Below are 20,593 nucleotides of genomic sequence, written 5' to 3'. Positions count from 1 at the left end.
TCGGGCCTCTCAACGACTGGACTTCAAAGCCCACCGTGAACCATCAAGCTGCCGAGCTCCGATTGGCTGGCTCGACCGCAGGGCCACGCGACAATTACGCACAGTAATTTCGCGTGATCCTCGTCTTGCGGTGGCGAGACGCCCCGCCTATGCTTCCTGATGAACATGATTTCCCCCGAAGCGGCCGCCAACAGCAAGCGCGCCTGGCTGAAGATTCTGGCGCGCTACAAGAAGCCTGACAGGCGCCGCAGCGCCGTCGAACTCGCCATCACCCTCATTCCGTTCGCAATGCTCTGGGGGCTATCTTCGGCTGCCTATTCCTATGGTCATTGGTGGGGGCTGATCCTGATCCTTCCCGCCGCCGGGTTTCTGGTGCGCATCTTCATGATCCAGCACGATTGCGGCCACGGCTCCTTCTTCGCCAATCGTTACGCCGACGACTGGATCGGCCGCGCGCTCGGCATCCTGACGCTGACGCCCTACGACTGCTGGCGGCGCGCCCACGCGACGCATCATGCCAGCGCCGGCAATCTTGACGAACGCGGCATGGGCGACATCAGGACGCTGACCGTTGCCGAATACCGGCAATTGTCATGGCGCGGCCGCCTTGCCTATCGTCTCTATCGCCACCCGCTGGTGATGTTCGGGCTCGGGCCGATCTGGCTGTTCATCTTCGAGCAAAGGCTGCCCATTGGCATGATGCGCGGCGGCCTGACGCCCTGGGTGTCGTCGATGACCACTAATCTGGGCATCGCGGTCGCGGCAGCCGTCCTCATCTGGTTCGTCGGCCCCGGCGCGTTCCTAGTCGTCCATCTGCCAATCGTCATCCTTGCCGGTTCGGCCGGCATCTGGCTGTTCTACGTCCAGCACCAGTTCGAGGAGACGGAATGGGCAAAGGATGCCGACTGGGAGTTCCAGCATGCCGCCTTGCACGGATCGTCCTACTACGACCTGCCGCCGGTGCTGAACTGGTTCACCGGCAACATCGGCGTCCACCACGTCCACCACCTCTCCGCCAAGGTTCCGTGCTACCGGTTGCAGGAAGTGCTGCGCGATTATCCCGAACTGCGCGGCATCGGTCGCGTCACGCTGCTCGACAGCTTGCGCTGCGTCAAACTGGCGTTGTGGGACGAAAACCGCAGGAAACTGGTGTCGTTTCGCGAGGCGCTGGCAGCGGCATAAGAACCGCGGCACCGTAGGGCGCGGCGGCATTGGCAATTCCTGGATCTGTTTCTTGACGCAATTCCGGACGGAAAGCCGTTCGCACTTTCCTGGAATTGCTCTCTTTGTCTGGTCGCAAATTCCGGACGGAAAACCGCTCGCACTTTTCCTGGAATTGCTCCGGATCAGGCCGCCTGGCGCTCGTCGCGCATCAGGATCTCGCCATGGCGGATTTCGGTGCCCAGCACCTTCAGGCATTCGCGGATGAAATTGGACAGGCCCGGCCAGCCCTTGGCTGAAACGAGATTGCCGTCGACATGGGCGCCGGTCGGGGCGACGTCGATGTAGATGCCGCCGGCCAGCGTCACCTCAGGCTCGCAATAGTGAAGTGCTGCGACTTCCCGGCCCCGCACCACGCCGTCGACGGCGATCAGGATCTGTACGCCGTGGCAGATGGTGAAGATCGGCTTGCCGGCCTCGTGGAAATGCCGCACCAGCGCCTGCACCCGCTTGTCGATGCGGATGTATTCCGGCCCGCGCCCGCCGGCCGCATAGACGGCATCATAGTCGTCCGGCTTCACCTCGGCGAAGGTCTTGTTGAGGATGTAGTCGTGGCCAGGCTTCTCCGTATAGGTCTGGTGGCCTTCGAAGTCGTGCAGCGATGTCTTCAGGATATCGCCGGCCTTTTTGTCGGGGCAGACGACATGCACGGTGTGGCCGACGGCATGCATGGCCTGCTCAAAGACGAAAATCTCGTATTCCTCGCTGAATTCGCCAACGAGCATCAGTATCTTCTTGCCAGCCATTCCCTGTTCCTCCCTTGTGGTCATATTTATTTCGGATCGTGAAATAATAAGCCTATCCTAAGGGCAGGACGATAAAAGAAAAAGCGCAAATCGCACGATTGGTAAGACCAGATCATGTCGATCGCGACTGACGCCGCCGCAGGGCGTTCCACAACAGACGAAAACGGCAATACTGGTTCGACCAGAACTCCCGATCAGGCAGCCGCCTTGATCATGTCCGCCGCCTTTTCGGCGATCATGATGGTCGGCGCATTGGTGTTGCCGCCGACCAGCGTCGGCATCACCGAGGCGTCGACGACACGCAAGGCTTCAATCCCACGCACCTTGAGTTGCGGATCGACCACCGCCAGATCATCGACACCCATCTTGCAGGTGCCCGCCGGGTGATAGATCGTATCGGCGCGGGCGCGGATATGGTTCATCAGCACTGCATCGCTCGAAACGCCGGCGGTGTAGATTTCCTTGGCGCGGTATTTGGCGAGCGCCGGCGCCTCCAATATGCCGCGCATCATTCTGACCCCCTTGAGCAACAGCGCGGCGTCGCGTTCGTCGGACAGAAAACGCGGATCGATGCGCGGTGGCGCCAGCGGGTCCGGCGCCGACAGCCCGACCTCGCCGCGCGAATGCGGCCGCAGCACGCAGACATGGCAGGAAAAGCCATAACCCATATGCAGCTTGCGGCCATGATCATCGACGATGGCGATGCAGAAGTGCAGTTGCAGGTCGGGCCGCTCTATCGCCGGGTCGGATTTGAGGAAGGCGCCGCCTTCCGCGTAGGGCGTGGCGATCATACCGCCGCCATCCTTGCGCCAGCGCCGCAGGTGCCGCAGCAGGCCAGGCAGACCGCGCAGGCCGATGCCCATCATGTCGGCATCCTTCGATGTCCAGCCCATGATGAAATCGAGATGATCCTGCAGGTTCTTGCCGACGCCGGGCAGTTCATGGACGATCGGAATTCCGTGCGCTGAAAGCTCGACAGCGGGGCCGATTCCGGACAGCAACAAGAGCTGCGGCGAGCCGAAGGCACCACTGCAGACGATGACCTCGCGCCTGGCTTTCGCTACGGCTTCGCCCTTGCCCGCGCGGTAGCGCACGCCGGTGGCTCGCTTGCCTTCAAGGACGATGCCCGTGGCATGCGCCGCGGTGATGACGGTAAGGTTTGGCCGGCTCATCGCCGGATGCAGATAGGCCGCGGCCGCCGAACAGCGCTCGCCATTGCGGCGTTCGCCCCAGAATTGCGTGACCTGATAAAGTCCGGCGCCTTCCTGTTCGACCCCGTTGAAATCATCGTTGCGCCGGATCTGGTTTTCGCCACAGGCCTCGACAAAGGCCTTGGAGAGCGCACGCGGCTCCTGCTGCTCGGCGACCCGCAACGGCCCATCACCGCCATGCAGGGCATCACCGCCGCGCTGATTGCCTTCCGCACGCCGGAAATAAGGCAGCACCTCGTCCCATGACCAGCCGTCGCAGCCGAGATCGGCCCATTCGTCATAGTCGCCGCGGTGCCCGCGTGTGTAGAGCATGGCATTGATGGCGCTCGAACCACCCAGCGCCTTGCCGCGCGGCTGGTATCCCTTGCGGCCGCCAAGCCCTTGCTGCGGCACCGTTTCGAAGGCCCAGTTGTTGATCTTCGGCCGGCCCGGCAACAGCGCGATGACGCCGGCCGGCGCGCGGATGAGCAGATCCCTGCCCTCGCCGCCGGCTTCGATCAGGCAGACCGTTTTCGACGGATCCTCGGAGAGCCGCGCGGCAAGCGTGCAGCCGGCGGACCCGCCACCGGCAATGACATAATCGAAAACCATGATCTCCTCCCCATTGGAGCCCCGCGCGTCCAAAGGACGCGCAAAGGACGCTCCAAGACTCTTGAATGCCGGCGGATGTTTCCGTCCGGACGACAAGAGAAGGCCTGATCACCGCTGATGTAAAGGCGCTCGGAATTACCGCAGCGTCAGCTGGTGCGCACGCGCCGCCAGGAGTACTTCGGCCCCTTCGGCTCCGGCACGGCGGCTGGCTGGTAGTAGAGCCCCAACCCGCCGGTGCGGCCCTCTTCCAGGCGCTTCAACAGCACCGGGTTGGAGATCTCGAACTCGTCGAAACCCAGCCGCAGCATATGCGGCAACTGATCGACCAGCACCTGGCCGGTGGCACGCACCGCGCCCTCGAAATGATAGCGGCTGCGCAGCAGTTCGCCCTTGGAGAAGGAGCGGCCGTCATTGAAGGCCGGGAAGACCAGCGCCACCAGCGACAGCTGCTCGAGCAGGTCGGCTATCTTCTCGAGCTGATCGCCGGGCTGCAGCACGACGCCGAGCCGTTCCCTGGCGGACCGGCGCACCTCCGGGTCGAGAACGAGGAACGCCTGCAGCGGCAGGATGAAGCGGCCATTGCCGGACAGCGCATCGGCGCTTTCGGCATGAGCCCACTCATCCTCGCGAAAACCCGTCCGGGTCCAAAGGCGGGTCTCCGGTGTCGTCGGTTCGGTCATCAAAAATTCCTAAAGCCCAAAAGAATCCCTGGTATGTTGAGATTCAGGTCAGGCCGAGCCGAAAATGGTGGCTTCCGAGAACCGGAGCGGAGCGTACTTGAAGTACGTGAGCGCCGGAAGCGCAGGAAGCTGCCGTTCGCAGGCCAGCCTCACCTGAATATCAGCATATCCTATAGCGATGCGTCGGTCAGCGACTTCTCCAGCCCCGACAGGTGAATGCCGCACTCGGTCTTGGCATGACCGGCCCAGCGGCCGCTGCGCGCATCCTCACCCGGCTGCACCGGCTGCGTGCATGGAAAGCAGCCGATCGACAGATAGCCGTAGGCGACCAGCGGATTTTCGCGCAGCGCATGCGCGCGCATGTAGTCCGCCTGGTCCGATGTCGTCCAGTGCGCCAGTGGATTGATGCGGATGCGCGGGCCGACCGCTTCGAACACCGGCAGTGCCGCCCGTGTCGAGGCCTGGAAGCGTTTGCGGCCGGTGAACCAGGCGCGGAAGGGCGCAACGCCACGCGCCAGCGGCTCGACCTTGCGCACGTCGCAGCAGGCGTCCGTATTGCTCTGGTGCAGACTGCCCGTCGGGTCGATCCGTTCGAGTGCTGCTTCTTCCGGTTTGATCACGCGGATGTTGGTCAGCCCGAAATCGGCGACAAGCGCGTCGCGATAGCCGAGCGTCTCCTCGAAATGCTTGCCGGTGTCGAGGAAGATGACCGGCAGCGTCCGGTCGATCTTGGAGATCATGTGCAGCAGCACAGCCGAATCCGCGCCGAAAGACGACACAGCGGCTATCTCGTCGTGGAACAGTTCGCCGGCCGAGCGTTCGATGATCTCGAGCGGGGTCAGGTGCCCATAAAGCGCATCGAGCCCCGCCGCTTTCGCGGCGATGCCGTCATCGACGTCGACGATACGGTCAAGCGGCCTTGGCTTCGCCAGCATAGAGCGCCTCCTTGAACGGCGCGGGACCGACACGGCGGTAGGCGTCGATGAATTTCTCTTGTGGGTTGAGCCGAAGGCCGAGATAGGTCTCGACGATCTGCTCGATGGCGTCGGTGATCTCTTCCGAGCTGAAGCCGCGGCCGATGATCTCGCCGACCGACGTGTTCTCGTCGGCCGAACCGCCCAGCGTCACCTGATAGAGCTCGGAGCCCTTCTTCTCGACGCCGAGGATACCGATATGGCCGACATGATGGTGGCCGCAGGCATTGATGCAGCCGGAGATCTTCAGCTTCAGTTCGCCGATCTCGCGCTGCCGCTCCAGCGAGGCGAAGCGGCGCGAGATTTCCTGCGCGATCGGGATCGAGCGCGCCGTCGCCAGCGCGCAATAGTCGAGGCCCGGGCAAGCGATGATGTCGGATATCAAGTTGGAATTCGCCGTCGCCAGCCCGATGTCGACCAGCGCATCGTAGACCGCCTTGAGGTCGGCGCGCGCCACATGCGGCAGGATCAGGTTCTGCTCATGGCTGACACGCAGCTCGTCGAAGGCGTATTTCTCGGCGATGTCGGCGACCGCTTCCATCTGGCTGTCCGAAGCGTCGCCCGGCACTTCGCCGATGCCTTTCAACGAAATGGTCACGGCCGCATAGTCGGGATGGCGGTGGGTCACCACGTTCTGGTCGAGCCAATCGGAAAAGCTCTTCGAATCGAGCCGCGCCAGCTTTACAGCCGCGTCGCCGTCCGGCCGCTCGGTCAGCGCCGGCGGCGCGAAATAGGCCTCGATGGCGCGGATGTCGGCGTCCGGCAGCTTCAGGCCGGCATCCCTGAGCTCCTGCCACTCGGCCTCGACCTGGCGGGTGATTTCCTCGACACCGGTCTCATGGACGAGGATCTTGATGCGCGCCTTGTACTTGTTGTCGCGCCGGCCATAGAGGTTGTAAACGCGCAGGATCGCCGTGCAGTAGGACAGAAGGTCGGCTTCCGGCAGGAAGTCACGGATCTTCCGGGCCACCATCGGCGTGCGGCCCTGGCCGCCGCCGATGTAGACGGCGAAGCCGAGCTCGCCGGCGGCGTTCTTCTTCAGATGCAGGCCGATGTCGTGCGTCTGGATGGCGGCGCGGTCGCGCTCGGCACCTGTCACCGCGATCTTGAACTTGCGCGGCAGGAACGAGAATTCCGGATGCACCGACGACCATTGGCGCAGGATTTCCGCATAGGGGCGCGGATCGGCGACCTCGTCGGCGGCGGCACCGGCGAAATGGTCGGCGGTGACGTTGCGGATGCAATTGCCGCTGGTCTGGATGGCGTGCATCTCGACGCTTGCCAGATCCGCCAGGATTGCCGGAATGTCCGACAGTGCCGGCCAGTTGAACTGGATGTTCTGGCGCGTGGTGAAATGGCCATAGCCCTTGTCGTATTTGCGGGCGATGTGGCCGAGCATGCGCAACTGCTTGCCGTTCAGCGTGCCATAGGGCACCGCGATGCGCAGCATGTAGGCGTGCAGCTGAAGATAGACGCCGTTCATCAACCTCAGCGGCCGGAACTGGTCCTCGGTGATCTCGCCGGCAAGCCGGCGCTGGACCTGGTCGCTGAACTCGGCGATGCGGGCCTGGACAAAATCGTGGTCGAACTCATCGTAACGGTACATGCTTCGTCTTTCAGGGTGCGTCCGCCCATGCCTGGTGTCTTGTTAAGCTGCCCAAGTCGCCTGCTTGGCAGCCTGCTTGCCGAGATCGTTGCGGATGGTCGGGCCGGCGGCGCGGATCTTCTCGCGCAACCGCACCGGCTCGACGACGCCGTTGACGACATCGGCATCGATCAAATTGACGTCGACCACTTCGTTGTCGGCGTAGGCCTTGGCGCCGATCGCCTCCAGGCGATCCTCGGCCGCCTTGTCATGGGCGAGGTCGGCGTGGTCCACCGTCTCGGCCCAGCCGCCATCGGCATACCAGACGGCGATGCCGTCGGTCAGGCGGTTGGCGGTCAGTATCTTCATTGCTGAACTCCCTCAGTGGCAGCTAGCGCCGCGCCTTCATGCCTGTGTGCCGTGAGCGGCTCGGACCGTTCAAAGTTGGCGCCGGCAACCGCATCGCCGATGATGGTCATGACCGGGCCGGAAAGATCGGCGCGCGCTTCCAGCGACGGCAGGTCAGCGAGCGTGCCATGGAAGCGGCGGCGGTTGGCAAGGCTGGCATTTTCGACCACGGCGACCGCCGTGTCCGGCGACAGGCCGGCTTCGATCAGCCGGCCGGCAACCTCGGCCGCCACCGAGCGGCCCATATAGACGGCGACCGTGGCGCCCGAAATGGCAAGCTTGGCCCAGTCGGGCAGCGAATTGCCCTTGAGGTCGTGGCCGGTCGTGAACACCATCGACGAGGAAACACCACGCAAGGTCAGTGGCAATTCGAAATCGGCGGCGGCGGCGAAGGCAGCGGTGACGCCGGGAACAACCTCATAGGAGATGCCGGCATCGCGCAATGCCGCCATCTCCTCACCGGCCCGGCCGAACACCAGCGGATCGCCCGACTTCAGCCGCACGACGCGCTTGCCTTCGCGGCCGAGTTCGACCAGCAGCGCATTGATCTCGGCCTGGCTCTTGGTGTGGCAGCCCTTGCGCTTGCCGACCGGCAGGCGCTCGGCATCGCGGCGGCCCATGGCAACGACCGCCTCCGGCACCAGCGCGTCATGGACGATGACATCGGCCTCCATCAGCAGGCGGTGTGCGCGCAAGGTCAAAAGATCCTCGGCGCCAGGGCCGGCGCCCACCAGCGCGATATGGCCCGAAACCGGCGTGTTCGACAGCAATAGATCGACAGCGGCGTCATGCGCCTGCGAAAGCTGGCCAGCTTCCACGGCATGGGCCGGCCCACCACCGAAAAAGTCGCTCCAGAAGCGCCGGCGGGCACCGCCCTTCGGCAGCAGCTTCTCGGCGGCGCCACGCAATGACGCTGCAAGCGTTGCCAGCGATCCAAGCGACGGCGACAGCATCTGGTCGATGCGGCCGCGCAGCATCTGGGCAAGCACGGGGCCTGCCCCTTCCGTGCCGATGGCGATGGCGACCGGCGCGCGGTTGACCAGCGCCGGGGTGAAGAAATCGCAGAGTTCGGGCCGGTCGACGGCATTGACCGGGATACCCAGTCGGCGCGCATCCGTGGCCACGCGGCGATCGAGTTCCCCGTCGCCGCTGGCGGCAAACGCCATGACCGCGCCTTCGAGCTGCGACGCGTCGTAAGCGGCGGCCACATGGTTCGCGCCGGTCTGAGCGATGAAGGCCGACAGGTCGGGCTCGGCGTGTTCCGCAATGATGCGCAGGACCGCGCTCGACTGTCCGATCAGCCGCGCCTTGGCCAGCGCCTGTTCGCCGCCGCCGACGATGGCCACGGCTTGCCCCTCGACCCGTACGAAGACGGGGAAGGCGTTGAGCTTTGGAGTTGTGTGCGACATGGACGCGAGCGGAATCCTGAACGGGCCTGCAGTTCTACGCGCGGGCGCGAAAAACCAGAAGGAACGCACTCGCGCATCGCTTGTCGGGATGCAATCGCTTTTCTTAAAGCTTCCCGGCCAAGAGAAAAATATTCCCCGTTGGCAGACGGAGCGGATTCAAGCCGCTGTCGCAGGCCTTGATTTCCACCTCTTTTAGCGCCGAATGCGAAATGCCGCAAAACAGTTTTTTCTAAATTCTACCAATTTAGTAGATTAAGGCCGCAGGCATTGGACACTCCAAATGTCGAACGTCGTGGCTGGAACATTACCGGTTCGGGACGCGTTCCCTAAAAAGCCCACTGCGTCAAATCAAAACCCGGCCGCGGCGTTTCGCAAGATGCCGGAGCGGCCCAAAAAGGAGCCTGTCATCATGAGCACAATCAACCTGAAGCACGGCATCTGGATCATGGTGGCTGACGGCGAGAAGGCGCTTTTCCTGCGGAATGCCGGCGATAACAAATATCCTGACCTCAAGGTCGTGCAGGAAATGGAGCAGGACAACCCGCCCACCCGCGAGCAAGGCAGTGACAGCCCGGGCCGATACAATGATGGTCCCTCCGTGCACCGCAGCGCTGTCGAGGACACGGACTGGCATCGGATCGGCAAGGAGCGTTTCGCCGATGAGATCGCCGCCCGGCTCTACAAGCTCGCGCATAGCGGCGAGTTCAAAGAGATCGTGCTCGTCGCACCGCCGATGGTTCTCGGGACCATGCGCAAGAAGCTGCACAAGGAAGTCGAGGACAAAGTGACCGCCGAAATCCCCAAGACACTTACCAACCACGCCATATTCGAGATCGAGGCGTTGCTGCAGGCAGCCTGATCGTTGGCCGTCGCCGACCTCAAAACCGACCGGCGGCTTCCTCGGCCGCCGGTCGAGTATTTGCGACTTCACCATCGATTTCGCGCCCTTGCGGGTTGCATCGCCGACACCCCATCCACCATATTGCAGGCAGGCGGCGGCTTCGGGCGGCGCATATCCGACATCGCTGGTTTGAAAGGCGCTCCATAGACAATGCCGCATGACACGCCCCTTATCGCCACCATCGTCGCCGGTCTGGGGCTGGCTTTCGTCTTCGGGGCTCTCGCCAACCGCTTCCGCATTCCGCCGCTGGTCGGCTATCTCGTAGCCGGCGTGCTGGTCGGCCCGAACACGCCCGGCTTCGTCGCCGATGCCGGCCTCGCCAACGAACTGGCCGAAATCGGCGTCATCCTCTTGATGTTCGGCGTCGGCCTGCACTTCTCGCTGAAGGACCTGCTGTCGGTGCGCGCCATCGCCGTGCCCGGCGCCATCGTCCAGATCGGCTTTGCCACCGCACTCGGCGCCGGACTGTCCTGGATGCTCGGCTGGTCGATGGGCGCGGGGCTGGTCTTCGGCCTCGCGCTGTCGGTCGCCTCGACCGTGGTGCTGCTGCGCGCCCTGCAGGAGCTGCGAATAATCGAGACCGAACGCGGCCGCATCGCGGTCGGCTGGCTGATCGTCGAGGACCTGGCCATGGTGCTGGCGCTGGTGCTGCTGCCGGCGCTTGCCGGCGTGCTCGGCGGCCAGGAGCAGGCGGACGCCCACGTGAGCGGCTTGCTGTCGCTGCCGGCCAGCTACGGCATCTGGGGCGTCGTCGGCCTCACGCTGGCCAAGGTCGCCGCCTTTGTCGTCGTCATGCTGGTGGTCGGCCGCCGGGTCATTCCCTGGATCCTGCACTATGTCGCCCACACCGGCTCGCGCGAACTGTTCCGGCTGGCAGTGCTGGCCATCGCGCTCGGCGTCGCCTTCGGCGCGGCCAAGCTGTTCGGTGTCTCGCTGGCGCTGGGCGCCTTCTTCGCCGGCATGATCATGAGCGAGTCCGAGCTCAGCCATCGCGCCGCCGAGGAATCGCTGCCGCTGCGCGATGCCTTTTCCGTGCTGTTCTTCGTCTCCGTCGGCATGCTGTTCGATCCGTTCAGCCTGCTCAGCAATGGCTGGCCGATCCTGGCGACGCTCGCCATCATCGTCATCGGCAAATCGTTGGCGGCGTTCGTCATCGTCGCTGCCTTCGGCTATCCCCTGGCCACGGCGCTGATGATTTCGGCAAGCCTGGCCCAGATCGGCGAATTTTCCTTCATCCTGGCCGAGCTCGGCGTCGGACTGAACCTATTGCCCGAACAGGGCCGCGACCTGATCCTGGCCGGCGCGATCCTGTCGATCGTCCTCAACCCGTTGATGTTCCTGGCCGTCGACTGGATCAAGCCATGGCTGGAGCGGCGTGCCGCCAGGACGGCGCCGCCAGACGAAGCAAAGCCGGTCGGTCCGGCGACGGAACCGGGCCAGGTGGCCTCGGTTGCGACGACCAACACGGAAGACGGGCCGCCATCCAGGACAATCCTCGTCGACCACGCCATACTGATCGGCTATGGCCGTGTCGGCAGCCTCGTCGGCGCCGCGCTGAAACAGGCAGCCTTGCCCTTCCTCGTCATCGAGGATGCAGATAAGACACTGGCCAGGCTGAAGGCCGACGGCATCGAGACTGTGTCCGGCAACGCGGCCAACGCCGAAGTGTTCGCCGCCGCCAATCCTGAAGGCGCGAGGCGGCTGATCCTGGCCATTCCCAACGCCTTCGAGGCCGGACAGATCGTGCTGCGGGCGCGGGCCGCCAATCCCGGCATCAACGTCATCGCCCGCGCCCATTCCGACGCCGAGGTCGAGCATCTCAAGGGGCTCGGCGCCGACACGGTGATCATGGGCGAGCGCGAGATTGCGCGAGGGATCGTCGAAGAGGTGCTGGGGCACAAGCCGCAGCCGCAGCCTGAGCTTCAGCATGCCAAGGATGGGCCGGTGACCGGCGGCAGCATTGGCCTGTCGAACTCGACAACCTGTCCTCAATCGAATTGATCACGCAACGAAGGCGGACCCGCCATTTTGCGCAACGCTGCTGAGATACTGTGCGGGCGGCTTGCCGAGCGCCTTCTTGAACATGGTGATGAAGGCTGTGACGGACTCATAGCCGAGATCTGTCGAAACCTGCTGCACGCTCGCGCCCGAGGCCAGTTCCCGTATCGCGACGATCAAATGCAATTGCTGGCGCCAGCGTCCGAAGCTCAGGCCTGTCTCTCTCACCACCAGGCGTGCCAGGCTGCTCTCGCTGAGAGCGACACGTCGAGCCCATTCTGCCAGATTGCTGCGGTCGGCAGGATTTTCAGCCAAGGCATCGACGATCCGCCTCAAGCGCGGCTCCGACGATATCGGCATATGCAGTTGCTGGACTGGCATGCGTGGCAGCTCGCTGAGCAGAACCTTGGCCAGCACAGCCTTGCGTGAATCGTCGTCCTGCCCGTGATCGGCCAGCTCGACGATCAGTTCGCGCAGCAGCGGCGAGATCGACAGCGTGCAGCACCGATCCGGCAGTTCGGCCGCGCCCGGCTCGATGTACACAAAGAAAATCCGGGCATTGGCGGTGGCGATATTGCTGTGCTCCATACCGCCGGGAATCCACACGCCGCAATGCGGCGGCACCATCCATAGGCCGCTGGGGACGCGGCAGGTGACGCCGCCACCGAGCGCGAAGACAAGTTGGCCTTTGCGGTGCCAATGGGAGGGGACCTCAGCCCTGGTCTCGGTGACGTCAACGCGCACGGCAATCGCCGGCTCGGAAAGCTCATCCACATCGAAATCGAGCCAGGGGTAGCGGAGAGGCTGTCTCATGATTGACGGTTTTTAGCGATCAATTGCATTGATATCTAAATTATTCAAAAGGGAAAGTCGATAGGTTCACGCTTGTGAATGAGCACGTCGGAGGGTGCGGAGCTTTAGCGACCGCCTGAAGGCTATGCGTCCACAACACAGCGATGAGGTATGAACCATGCTCGCCCTAGTTACGTCTCCCGACAGCGCCACCGGGCTGAGGCTCGCCGAGTTCGAGGAGCCTCAGCCCTTCGCGAACGAGGCGCTTGTCTCGGTCCACGCAACCTCGTTGAACCGCGGTGAACTGCGCCTGCTCGCTATACGTCCGAACGGCTGGATACCCGGCCAGGACATCGTTGGGGTTGTCGAACGGGCAGCTGGCGATGGCTCCGGGCCAGCCGTGGGCTCCCGGGTTGTGGCTTTGGTCGACGAGGCCGGCTGGGCTGAACGTGTCGCCGTGTCAACCGATCGTCTTGCCGTCCTGCCGGATGACGTCAGCTTCGTCTCCGCGGCCACGCTCCCCGTGGCGGGCACGACGGCGCTGCGGACGCTGCGCCATGGCGGCAACCTGGCCGGCCAGCGGGTCCTGATCACCGGCGCAAGCGGTGCGGTCGGTCGTTTTCAGATCCAGATCGCCCACCAGCAGGGCGCGTCGGTGACCGCGGTCGCCGCCGCGAAGCATGCCGAAGATCTCCGCGGCCTCGGAGCCGAGCGGGTTGTCGAAGCGATCGAACTGGCTGAGGGGCCGTATTCGCTGATCACCGAGTCAGTCGGCGGCGAAAGCCTCGCACACGCGATCGAACGCGTCGCACCTGGCGGCACCATTGTCATGTTCGGCTCGAGCAGCGGCGAACTCACCCCCATTGGATTCCGCCAGTTCGTTCCGGGTCACGAGGGGGCGAGGCTTCAGACTTTCGCCTACTACACTTCCGGCTCAGGCATTGGCGCGGACATCGCTTCGCTGCTCGCTTTGGTCGCGGCCGGCCGGCTGGAAACCCGCGTGGCCTTGATCGTGCAGTGGACAGACATCGCCCAAGCCCTGGACGCACTGCGACAGCGCAGCATCGACGGCAAGGCAGTTCTCACCATAGCCGGGTGAGCAGTCCTAGAGCAATTCCAGGAAAAGTGTGAAACAGTTTTCCGTCCGGAATTGCGTCAAAACAATGAGATAGAGCGGTTCGCCGTTTCTGTGAAACGGTGAACCGTCCTAGCCTGAAGTCGACCAGCTCACACGTGCTGGCCGCCATTGATGTGGATTTCCGAGCCGGTCACGTAGGACGCCTGCTGCGAGCACAGGAAGAAGATGATGTCGGCGACCTCCGCCGTGGTGCCGAGGCGTCGCAGCGGAATGGTCTCGACGATCTTGTCCGTACCAGGCGACAGGATCGCGGTGTCGATCTCGCCCGGCGCGATGGCGTTGACGCGAATGCCGTGCGGGCCGAAATCATGCGCCATCTCGCGCGTCAGCGAACCGAGTGCCGCCTTCGATGTCGCATAGGCCGTGCCGGCAAAGGGATGCACGCGGGTGCCGGCGATCGAGGTGACGTTGACGATCGAGCCCTTGGCCGCCGCCAATTCCTTGAACAGCCCGCGCGCCAGCATGATCGGCGCGAAGAAATTGACCTGGAAGACGTCGCGCCAGACATGCATCGGCGTCCCGATCGAGTCCATCCGACTGTTGCCGTCCTTGAGCTTCGGCGAGATGCCGGCATTGTTGACCAGCGCATGCAGCTGGCCGCCATGTGCCTCCAGCCGGTGGCGGATTTCCGAGACGGCGATGCCGACATCTTCCTGGTCGGCGAGATCGACCTTGATGTGGTCTTCCGGTCCGGCCGGCCACGGGCAATCCTCGGCAAAGGCCTGGCGCGAGCAGGTGATGACGCGCCAGCCCTCGCGCGAAAAACGCTTGACCGTGGCGTGGCCGATGCCCCGGCTGGCGCCGGTCAGCACGATGGTTTTTCTGGTGTCGAGTTCAGCCATGTAACGGTCTCCGGCGCGTGATCTAGCCGAATATGGTTACGATGGCGAGGGGCCGCCATGAGATCACAAGCGGCCACTTCGCCGTCCGCACCGGCCATTCAATAGCATGTCTGACATTGGGCAAGCAGGCCGAGATTCAGAAGAAAAACCAGACCCGCCAAGAACCAAAGGACCCGCAAGAAAGTGCCACGCGATCGTCCGTCCACACGCCCGAAGATCGAGGCCACTCCATAGGGCAGCAAAAGCCCCATGAGAACTGAACCGATAATCGCCCCAATTCTTTCATGATCCAGGTATCTAGGATTGGGGAAATAGAGGTACGGCAGATGCCTAAGGATCACGATACAAACGGTCATTCCCAGCAGCGAGAGCCATTGCCACACGCTTAGACGCTTGTATCCTTTCGCATCACCCGGCTCGACCGGGTTGCCGGCCATTGCCTAGCCTCCGCCAAGGATATCGAGGATCGAGGTCTGCCGCTTCTTCAGCGGACCGCCGACGCTGCCGGGCGGCACCGGATGCTTGATCGAAGCGGTGGCGCCGTCGTCCTCCGGCATGGCAAGGCCATCGGCATCGACGGTCTGGGCGGGACGGACCGCCCGGACCGGCGCCTGGGCAACCGGCGCCGCTGCCTGCGCGGTCGGCGCCTGCTGGCCAACGGACACCGACGGAACCGGCGGCGCGTTGTTTGCCGAAGGTATCTCGTCGGGCACGATGGTGTCGGCCGGTGTGGATTTCCAGGTGCCGGGCAGCGGCCGCACCGGCACGCCCTCATGTGCGGCAACCATGAACTCGTGCCAGGCCTGCGCCGGCAGCGCGCCGCCGGTGACCTTCTTCATCGGGCTGCCATCGTCATTGCCAAACCAGACGCCGGTGGTCAGATTGGCGGTGTAGCCGACGAACCAGGCGTCGCGCGAATTCTGGCTGGTGCCCGTCTTACCGGCCGACGGCCAGGCGAAAGCCGCTTTCCTGGCCGTGCCGGTCTCGACCGTACCTGTCATCATCGAGTTCATCATGCCGACGATCTCAGGCTTGACGACACGCGGCGCGCTGCCGCCACCGCTGTCGTAGAGCACCTTGCCGTCGGTGGTCGTCACGCGGCGGATGAAATGGATGTCCGGCTTGTAGCCGCCATTGGCGAAGGGGACATAGGCCGATGTCAGCTCCAGCGGCGTCACTTCCGAGGTGCCGAGCGCGATCGATGTGTTGGACTGCAGCTCGGACTGGATGCCCATGCGGTGCGCCGCCTCGACAACCGCGTTCGGCCCGACCTCCATGGTCAACTGGGCAGCGACCGAATTCAGCGATTTCGCCAGCGCGGTGGCCAGCGTCACCTTGCCGAAATATTTGCCGCCGTAATTGTCGGGGGTCCAGTTGCCGATCTTGATCGGCGCATCGTTGCGCACGCTGTCGGGCGTGCGGCCGGCCTCAAGGGCGGCCATATAGACGAACGGCTTGAACGCCGAGCCCGGCTGGCGACGCGCTTCCGAGGCGCGATCGAACTGGCTGGTCGAATAGTCGTAGCCGCCGACCATGGCACGCACCGCACCGGAATCGTCGATCGACACCAGGGCGCCCTGGGTAACGTTGAGCTTCTTGCCGCTATCGTCGATCAGCCTGCGGATCGACTGTTCGGCAAGTTTCTGCAGCGTCAGGTCGACGGTGCTGTCGACGACGATGTCGCCGCGCACGTCGCCGATCAGGTCGGGCAGTTCTTCCATGATGGTGTCGGCGACGTAGTTCTCCGAGCCGGTCCAGTAGGACGGCGCGCGCGTTGCCGGCGCGCTCATCGCCGAGGCCAGTTCCTTGGCGCTGATCTTGCCCTCGTCGCGCATGGCGGCAAGCACAAGCTGCGAGCGTTCCTCGGCGGCCTTCGGATCGCGCGCCGGCGACAGCCGCGACGGCGCCTTCAACAGGCCGGCGAGCAGTGCTGCCTCCGACAGGGTGACGTCGCGCGCGCTCTTGCCGAAATAGCGGCGCGAGGCCGCTTCGACGCCATAGGCGCCGGAGCCGAAATAGACCCGGTTGAGGTACATTTCGAGGATCTGGTCCTTGGTGTGCTTGTGCTCCAGCCACAGCGCCAGCAGCACCTCCTGCACCTTGCGCTCCAGCGTACGGTCGGGCGTCAGGAACAGGTTCTTGGCCAGTTGCTGGGTCAGCGTCGAGCCGCCCTGCGAGAAATGCCCGCCGAGCAAATTGGTCACCATCGCGCGCGACAGGCCGATCGGGTCGATGCCGAAATGCGAGTAGAAGCGGCGGTCCTCGATGGCGATGACGGCCTCGGGGATATAGGGCGACATTTCGTGCAGGCCGACGGCCTCGCCGCCGCTCATGCCGCGATTGGCAAGCAGTTGGTCATCGGCCGAGACGATCTTGATGTTGGGGGCGCGGTCGGGGATCGACCAGGTCGTTGCCGCCGGCATCTTGGCGCCGTAATAGACGACGATGCCGGCAACCGCGATGCCGCCCCAGATGGCGAGCACGAAGCACCAGTAGAACATCCGTCCGAACACGCCGAACAGGCCGCGCCGGCCTCTGCCGCGTCCGCCGCGCGACGATTTACCTTTGGCCGGCTTGCGTTTCGTGGAGGCTTTGCGGTTGCTCGGCACGACGCGATCCTCCTCGTTCACCGAAAGGCCCGCCGAGGATTTCGCCGGCGGCGGTCCCTCGAAACTGGGTTCGATGCGGCTGTCTCTGCGGTTCGCCATGCGCTGTGCTTGATATCCCCGATGCCTATGGCGTTCGGGTTGAAGAGTAGATGCGGCGGTTTAAAGGCGGGTTAAGTCGGCAAAAATCGAAACAATGTGGATTCAATTGCTTGCGGATCGGCGCGAGCGGGCATCAGCGCCACCTGCGTGCCACAACAAAGCGGCGCCGGTCAGCGCCGGTCCGATGCCATCAATTCTGCTGGATCGAGATGCCCTTGTCGTCGATCTTGAGTTCGACGCCCTTCGGTTTGGTCTGCTCGCGATAGACATAGACACCGAGCGCGATGACCACGACGAAGAGCGCGCCAATGGCGAGATAGAGCGTATTCTGTTTCATGGCGCGCTCTTTCGGTTATCGAGCATCAAGCTCGCTTCAGGACCTTGACCAGCACCAAAAGGATGATGGCGCCGATCGTGGCGTGGATGATTGCAGCGAGAACGCCGCCGCCGATGGAGAAGCCGATCCGCGGGAACAGCCAGCCGGCGATGAACGCACCGACGATGCCGACAATGATGTTGCCGACCAGGCCGAACCCAAAACCCGAAACGATGAGACCGGCGAGCCAGCCGGCGATGGCACCGATGATGATGAAGACGAGCAGGCTTTCGACACCCATGACGATTTTCCTCCGAGCAAGAGGGCGAGCGCGGAGCGGAAAACTCCGAATCGGCCTCGATATCAACGGCTTCAGGCTATTCGAAAGCAGCCGGCGTCGCCAGCGGCGCGCTCACGAGAGCAATTCCAGGAAAAGTGTTCCCTGGGGAATTGCGTCAAAACAAAGAGATAGAGCGGTTCGCCGCTAGTCGTCATCGTCGCTCGCGGCAGGCCGCCAGCTGGTCGGCTCGACCTTCTTTTGCGTGTGGCTGTCGGTGTAGACCCACCAGCCGTCGTCGCGATATTGCGCGATGGATTCGTTAATGACCCCGTCGCTGTCCTTCCAGGTGACGGAGACCTTGGAGCCGTCGGTCGGCGCGGTCGAAATCGGCTCTCTGTCCGCCATGTCATCCCCTTTGAACCGACAAACCGAGCCGATAGAACGCGGCGGCCTGCATCTGGTTCCAACTGGCCCCGCGAGGACCTCAGCTGTGGGCGAAGATATCCTCTTCGCCCCAGCCCATCAGATCGAGTTTGGCACGCGTCGGCAGGAAGCGGAAGCAGGCATCGGCCTCCTTGGTCCGCCCGTCTCGCGCCAGCCGTCCGGCCAGCACATCGCGCAGACGGTGCAAATACAGCACATCGGAAGCGGCATATTCGAGCTGTTCGGGCGACAGCGTTTCGGCCGCCCAGTCCGACGATTGCTGCGCCTTGGACAGGCCGACGCCGAGAAGCTCGAAGCAGATGTCCTTCAGCCCGTGGCGGTCGGTGTAGGTGCGGGTCAGCCGCGAGGCGATCTTGGTGCAGAACACCGGCTCGGGCATCACCCCGAACGCATTGTAAAGCACGGCCAGGTCGAAGCGCCCATAGTGGAACAGCTTGGTCACGCCGCGATTTCTCAGCAGGCTGACGAGGTTTGGCGCCTTCTTCTGGCCCGGCGCGATCTGGATGACGTCGGCCGTGCCGTCGCCAGGCGAAATCTGCACCACGCACAGCCGGTCGCGATGCGGGTTGAGACCCAGCGTCTCGGTGTCGATGGCCACCGCCCCGACATTGTAGTGCGAAAGGTCGGGCAGGTCATTCTTGTGGAAACGGATGTCGGCCATTGTCTTCTCCGGTCGCGCCTACAGTCTCAGCGTCCCTTGACACACAAGGGACGCTGCAGAGCTTTAATGTCGGGGTCCGTCCTCGCCGCGATCCGCTGAAAAATCAACAGAAAGTTGATTCTCACTCGATTGCCGTGATTTTCCGCCGTCTCAGCGCGTCAACGCGTCCAGAATCCGCGCCCACGAGCGCTGGCCCTTGTGGAAGGAGCTCAATTCGTATTTCTCGTTGGGCGAGTGGATGCGGTCGTCGTCGAGGCCAAAGCCGACCAGCAGCGATTCCATGCCGAGATAGGTCTGGAAGTCGCCGACGACGGGGATCGACCCGCCGCTGCCCGTCGTCACTGCGGGCTTTGGCCATTCGTCGGACAGCGCATTCTTGGCCTTGGCCAGGAACGGCGAGTCGTAGGAAAGCTGGATTGCCGGCGAGCCGCCATGCGGGTGGAATTCGACGGAGCAGTCGGCCGGAATGCGCTCCTTGACGAATTTCTGGAAGGCGGCGCGGATCTTGGCCGGGTTCTGCTTGTGGACGAGGCGGAACGAGACCTTCGCCGAGGCTTCCGCCGCGATCACCGTCTTGAAGCCCTTGCCGGTGTAGCCGCCGATGATGCCGTTGAACTCGGCGGTCGGCCGCGCCCAGGTCAATTCCAGCACCGAGCGGCCCTTCTCGCCCGACGGGATCGACAGGCCGACAGGCCCGAGGAACGTCTCGGCTGTCTCGCCAAGCGTCTCCCATGATTTCAGGATCTGCGACGGCGTTTCCTCGACGCCGTCATAGAAACCCGGGATGGTGATGTGGCCGTCCTCGTCGTGGATATCGGCAAGGACCCTGGCCAGGATGCGGATCGGGTTGGCGGCGGCGCCGCCATAGAGGCCCGAATGCAGGTCGCGATCGGCGGCCTTCACCGTGATCTCCTCACCGACCAGTCCGCGCAGCCCGACGCAGATCGACGGCGTGTCGCGGTCCCACATGCCGGTATCGCAGACCAGTGGCGAAATCGGCCTTGAGTTCGTCGGCATTGGCCTCGAGGAACGGCTTCAGCGACGGTGAGCCGGATTCCTCCTCGCCCTCGAACAGGATGGTGATGCGGCACGGCAGATTGCCATGCACCTGCTTCCAGGCGCGGCAAGCCTCGACGAAGGTCATCAACTGGCCCTTGTCGTCGGCCGAACCACGCCCGGTGATCACCTTGTGGTCAGGTTCGACCTCCTTGATGGCAGGCGCGAACGGATCGCTTTCCCACAATTCGATCGGATCGACCGGCTGCACGTCGTAGTGGCCATAGAACAGCACATGTGGCGAACCGGCCGGCCCGTCATGATGCGCAACCACCATCGGATGGCCGGGCGTGTCGCGAACGCTGGCCTCGAAGCCTATCAGCTTGAGCTCCGCCACCAGCCATTCCGCCGCCTTGCGGCAGTCGGCGGCATAGGCCGGATCAGTGGAGATCGACTTGATCCTGAGCAGGCCGAACAGGCGCTCGAGGCTCTGGTCGAGATTCTTGTCGAGACGGTCGAGGACGGGGGAAACTGCGTACATTTGCGAAGCCTTTCGATTCAGAGCCGGAACCGTAAAGGCAGGACAGGAAAACGAAAAGCCCGTGATCATTGGACCACGGCTGTGAAGGCCTGTCCGGGGTAAAAAAAAGACCGCCGTGGTGGAGGGGGAACCACGGCGGCCTTCTACTCGA

The 20,593-nt window shown here is 63.7% G+C and carries 19 protein-coding genes and 1 pseudogene; 4 read left to right on the top strand and 16 right to left on the bottom strand.

Annotation, left to right across the window (positions count from 1 at the left end):
* The first annotated feature begins 159 nt into the window (after positions 1–159).
* The gene (locus ACFSQT_RS15695) at positions 160–1,182 is read left to right on the top strand and encodes a fatty acid desaturase (RefSeq protein WP_379020081.1); all 1,023 of its coding nucleotides are present in this window, start codon (positions 160–162) and stop codon (positions 1,180–1,182) included.
* 164 nt (positions 1,183–1,346) lie between these two features.
* Here ACFSQT_RS15695 and ACFSQT_RS15690 read toward each other — a convergent pair whose 3' ends face one another.
* The 7 genes from ACFSQT_RS15690 to cysG form a co-directional block, all read right to left on the bottom strand.
* The gene (locus ACFSQT_RS15690; protein ID WP_258596473.1) at positions 1,347–1,967 is read right to left on the bottom strand and encodes a DJ-1/PfpI family protein; all 621 of its coding nucleotides are present in this window, start codon (positions 1,965–1,967) and stop codon (positions 1,347–1,349) included.
* 194 nt (positions 1,968–2,161) lie between these two features.
* The gene (locus ACFSQT_RS15685) at positions 2,162–3,769 is read right to left on the bottom strand and encodes a GMC family oxidoreductase (protein ID WP_379020079.1); all 1,608 of its coding nucleotides are present in this window, start codon (positions 3,767–3,769) and stop codon (positions 2,162–2,164) included.
* Between the two features lie 146 nt (positions 3,770–3,915).
* A complete protein-coding gene (locus ACFSQT_RS15680; protein ID WP_379020077.1) occupies positions 3,916–4,449 on the bottom strand; it encodes a DUF934 domain-containing protein in 534 nt (177 codons plus the stop codon).
* A gap of 170 nt (positions 4,450–4,619) precedes the next feature.
* Positions 4,620–5,384 (bottom strand): phosphoadenylyl-sulfate reductase, encoded by a 765-nt coding sequence (locus ACFSQT_RS15675; protein WP_379020075.1) that lies wholly within the window; start codon positions 5,382–5,384, stop codon positions 4,620–4,622.
* A complete protein-coding gene (locus ACFSQT_RS15670; protein WP_379020073.1) occupies positions 5,359–7,029 on the bottom strand; it encodes a nitrite/sulfite reductase in 1,671 nt (556 codons plus the stop codon). Before ACFSQT_RS15670 ends, ACFSQT_RS15675 begins: the two co-directional genes overlap by 26 nt.
* A 42-nt stretch (positions 7,030–7,071) precedes the next feature.
* Positions 7,072–7,377 carry a DUF2849 domain-containing protein gene (locus ACFSQT_RS15665; protein WP_379020071.1) on the bottom strand — a complete coding sequence of 102 codons (306 nt, stop codon included), beginning with the start codon at positions 7,375–7,377 and terminating at the stop codon, positions 7,072–7,074.
* Complete coding sequence (cysG, locus tag ACFSQT_RS15660) at positions 7,374–8,825, bottom strand: siroheme synthase CysG (protein WP_379020069.1); 1,452 nt, start codon at positions 8,823–8,825, stop codon at positions 7,374–7,376. Before cysG ends, ACFSQT_RS15665 begins: the two co-directional genes overlap by 4 nt.
* A gap of 409 nt (positions 8,826–9,234) precedes the next feature.
* Between cysG and ACFSQT_RS15655 the strand changes: the two genes are divergently transcribed.
* Both ACFSQT_RS15655 and ybaL read left to right on the top strand, forming a co-directional pair.
* Entirely contained in the window at positions 9,235–9,684 is a 450-nt protein-coding gene (locus ACFSQT_RS15655; protein ID WP_379020179.1) for a baeRF12 domain-containing protein, read from the top strand.
* A gap of 192 nt (positions 9,685–9,876) precedes the next feature.
* On the top strand, positions 9,877–11,727 hold the full coding sequence (gene ybaL / locus ACFSQT_RS15650; protein WP_379020067.1) for a YbaL family putative K(+) efflux transporter: 1,851 nt from the start codon (positions 9,877–9,879) through the stop codon (positions 11,725–11,727).
* Here the strand turns inward: ybaL and ACFSQT_RS15645 are convergent, their stop codons facing one another.
* Complete coding sequence (locus tag ACFSQT_RS15645; RefSeq protein WP_379020065.1) at positions 11,728–12,537, bottom strand: AraC family transcriptional regulator; 810 nt, start codon at positions 12,535–12,537, stop codon at positions 11,728–11,730.
* A gap of 157 nt (positions 12,538–12,694) precedes the next feature.
* Here ACFSQT_RS15645 and ACFSQT_RS15640 point away from each other — a divergent pair, with 157 nt between their 5' ends.
* Positions 12,695–13,615 (top strand): zinc-binding dehydrogenase, encoded by a 921-nt coding sequence (locus ACFSQT_RS15640; protein WP_379020063.1) that lies wholly within the window; start codon positions 12,695–12,697, stop codon positions 13,613–13,615.
* Between the two features lie 128 nt (positions 13,616–13,743).
* On the opposite strand, the gene ACFSQT_RS15635 is transcribed toward ACFSQT_RS15640, so the two are convergent.
* The 8 genes and pseudogenes from ACFSQT_RS15635 to ACFSQT_RS15600 form a co-directional block, all read right to left on the bottom strand.
* A complete protein-coding gene (locus tag ACFSQT_RS15635) occupies positions 13,744–14,496 on the bottom strand; it encodes an SDR family NAD(P)-dependent oxidoreductase (protein WP_379020061.1) in 753 nt (250 codons plus the stop codon).
* Between the two features lie 98 nt (positions 14,497–14,594).
* A complete protein-coding gene (locus tag ACFSQT_RS15630; protein ID WP_379020059.1) occupies positions 14,595–14,933 on the bottom strand; it encodes a hypothetical protein in 339 nt (112 codons plus the stop codon).
* A gap of 3 nt (positions 14,934–14,936) precedes the next feature.
* On the bottom strand, positions 14,937–17,204 hold the full coding sequence (locus ACFSQT_RS15625; protein ID WP_379020057.1) for a transglycosylase domain-containing protein: 2,268 nt from the start codon (positions 17,202–17,204) through the stop codon (positions 14,937–14,939).
* 190 nt (positions 17,205–17,394) lie between these two features.
* Complete coding sequence (locus tag ACFSQT_RS15620) at positions 17,395–17,541, bottom strand: hypothetical protein (protein WP_379020055.1); 147 nt, start codon at positions 17,539–17,541, stop codon at positions 17,395–17,397.
* A 25-nt stretch (positions 17,542–17,566) separates the two neighbouring features.
* The gene (locus tag ACFSQT_RS15615) at positions 17,567–17,821 is read right to left on the bottom strand and encodes a GlsB/YeaQ/YmgE family stress response membrane protein (protein WP_379020053.1); all 255 of its coding nucleotides are present in this window, start codon (positions 17,819–17,821) and stop codon (positions 17,567–17,569) included.
* Positions 17,822–18,004: 183 nt separating this feature from the next.
* The gene (locus ACFSQT_RS15610; protein ID WP_379020051.1) at positions 18,005–18,205 is read right to left on the bottom strand and encodes a hypothetical protein; all 201 of its coding nucleotides are present in this window, start codon (positions 18,203–18,205) and stop codon (positions 18,005–18,007) included.
* Positions 18,206–18,284: 79 nt separating this feature from the next.
* Positions 18,285–18,905 (bottom strand): ribonuclease D, encoded by a 621-nt coding sequence (locus ACFSQT_RS15605; RefSeq protein WP_379020049.1) that lies wholly within the window; start codon positions 18,903–18,905, stop codon positions 18,285–18,287.
* 150 nt (positions 18,906–19,055) lie between these two features.
* Positions 19,056–20,442, bottom strand: a pseudogene (locus tag ACFSQT_RS15600) (M20/M25/M40 family metallo-hydrolase).
* Positions 20,443–20,593 lie beyond the last annotated feature (151 nt).

It is taken from the genome of Mesorhizobium calcicola (genome assembly GCF_042682105.1).
Taxonomy (GTDB): Bacteria; Pseudomonadota; Alphaproteobacteria; order Rhizobiales; family Rhizobiaceae; genus Mesorhizobium; species Mesorhizobium calcicola.
The sequence above is the reverse complement of the archived record's forward strand: the minus strand, read 5'-3'. Positions and strand labels throughout refer to the sequence as shown.

Coding starts and splice junctions, on each gene's coding strand:
- ACFSQT_RS15695 (WP_379020081.1), top strand. CDS start 160: ATGAACATGATTTCCCCCGAAGCGGCCGCCAACAGCAAGCGCGCCTGG.
- ACFSQT_RS15690 (WP_258596473.1), bottom strand. CDS start 1,967: ATGGCTGGCAAGAAGATACTGATGCTCGTTGGCGAATTCAGCGAGGAA.
- ACFSQT_RS15685 (WP_379020079.1), bottom strand. CDS start 3,769: ATGGTTTTCGATTATGTCATTGCCGGTGGCGGGTCCGCCGGCTGCACG.
- ACFSQT_RS15680 (WP_379020077.1), bottom strand. CDS start 4,449: ATGACCGAACCGACGACACCGGAGACCCGCCTTTGGACCCGGACGGGT.
- ACFSQT_RS15675 (WP_379020075.1), bottom strand. CDS start 5,384: ATGCTGGCGAAGCCAAGGCCGCTTGACCGTATCGTCGACGTCGATGAC.
- ACFSQT_RS15670 (WP_379020073.1), bottom strand. CDS start 7,029: ATGTACCGTTACGATGAGTTCGACCACGATTTTGTCCAGGCCCGCATC.
- ACFSQT_RS15665 (WP_379020071.1), bottom strand. CDS start 7,377: ATGAAGATACTGACCGCCAACCGCCTGACCGACGGCATCGCCGTCTGG.
- cysG (WP_379020069.1), bottom strand. CDS start 8,825: ATGTCGCACACAACTCCAAAGCTCAACGCCTTCCCCGTCTTCGTACGG.
- ACFSQT_RS15655 (WP_379020179.1), top strand. CDS start 9,235: ATGAGCACAATCAACCTGAAGCACGGCATCTGGATCATGGTGGCTGAC.
- ybaL (WP_379020067.1), top strand. CDS start 9,877: ATGCCGCATGACACGCCCCTTATCGCCACCATCGTCGCCGGTCTGGGG.
- ACFSQT_RS15645 (WP_379020065.1), bottom strand. CDS start 12,537: ATGAGACAGCCTCTCCGCTACCCCTGGCTCGATTTCGATGTGGATGAG.
- ACFSQT_RS15640 (WP_379020063.1), top strand. CDS start 12,695: ATGCTCGCCCTAGTTACGTCTCCCGACAGCGCCACCGGGCTGAGGCTC.
- ACFSQT_RS15635 (WP_379020061.1), bottom strand. CDS start 14,496: ATGGCTGAACTCGACACCAGAAAAACCATCGTGCTGACCGGCGCCAGC.
- ACFSQT_RS15630 (WP_379020059.1), bottom strand. CDS start 14,933: ATGGCCGGCAACCCGGTCGAGCCGGGTGATGCGAAAGGATACAAGCGT.
- ACFSQT_RS15625 (WP_379020057.1), bottom strand. CDS start 17,204: ATGGCGAACCGCAGAGACAGCCGCATCGAACCCAGTTTCGAGGGACCG.
- ACFSQT_RS15620 (WP_379020055.1), bottom strand. CDS start 17,541: ATGAAACAGAATACGCTCTATCTCGCCATTGGCGCGCTCTTCGTCGTG.
- ACFSQT_RS15615 (WP_379020053.1), bottom strand. CDS start 17,821: ATGGGTGTCGAAAGCCTGCTCGTCTTCATCATCATCGGTGCCATCGCC.
- ACFSQT_RS15610 (WP_379020051.1), bottom strand. CDS start 18,205: ATGGCGGACAGAGAGCCGATTTCGACCGCGCCGACCGACGGCTCCAAG.
- ACFSQT_RS15605 (WP_379020049.1), bottom strand. CDS start 18,905: ATGGCCGACATCCGTTTCCACAAGAATGACCTGCCCGACCTTTCGCAC.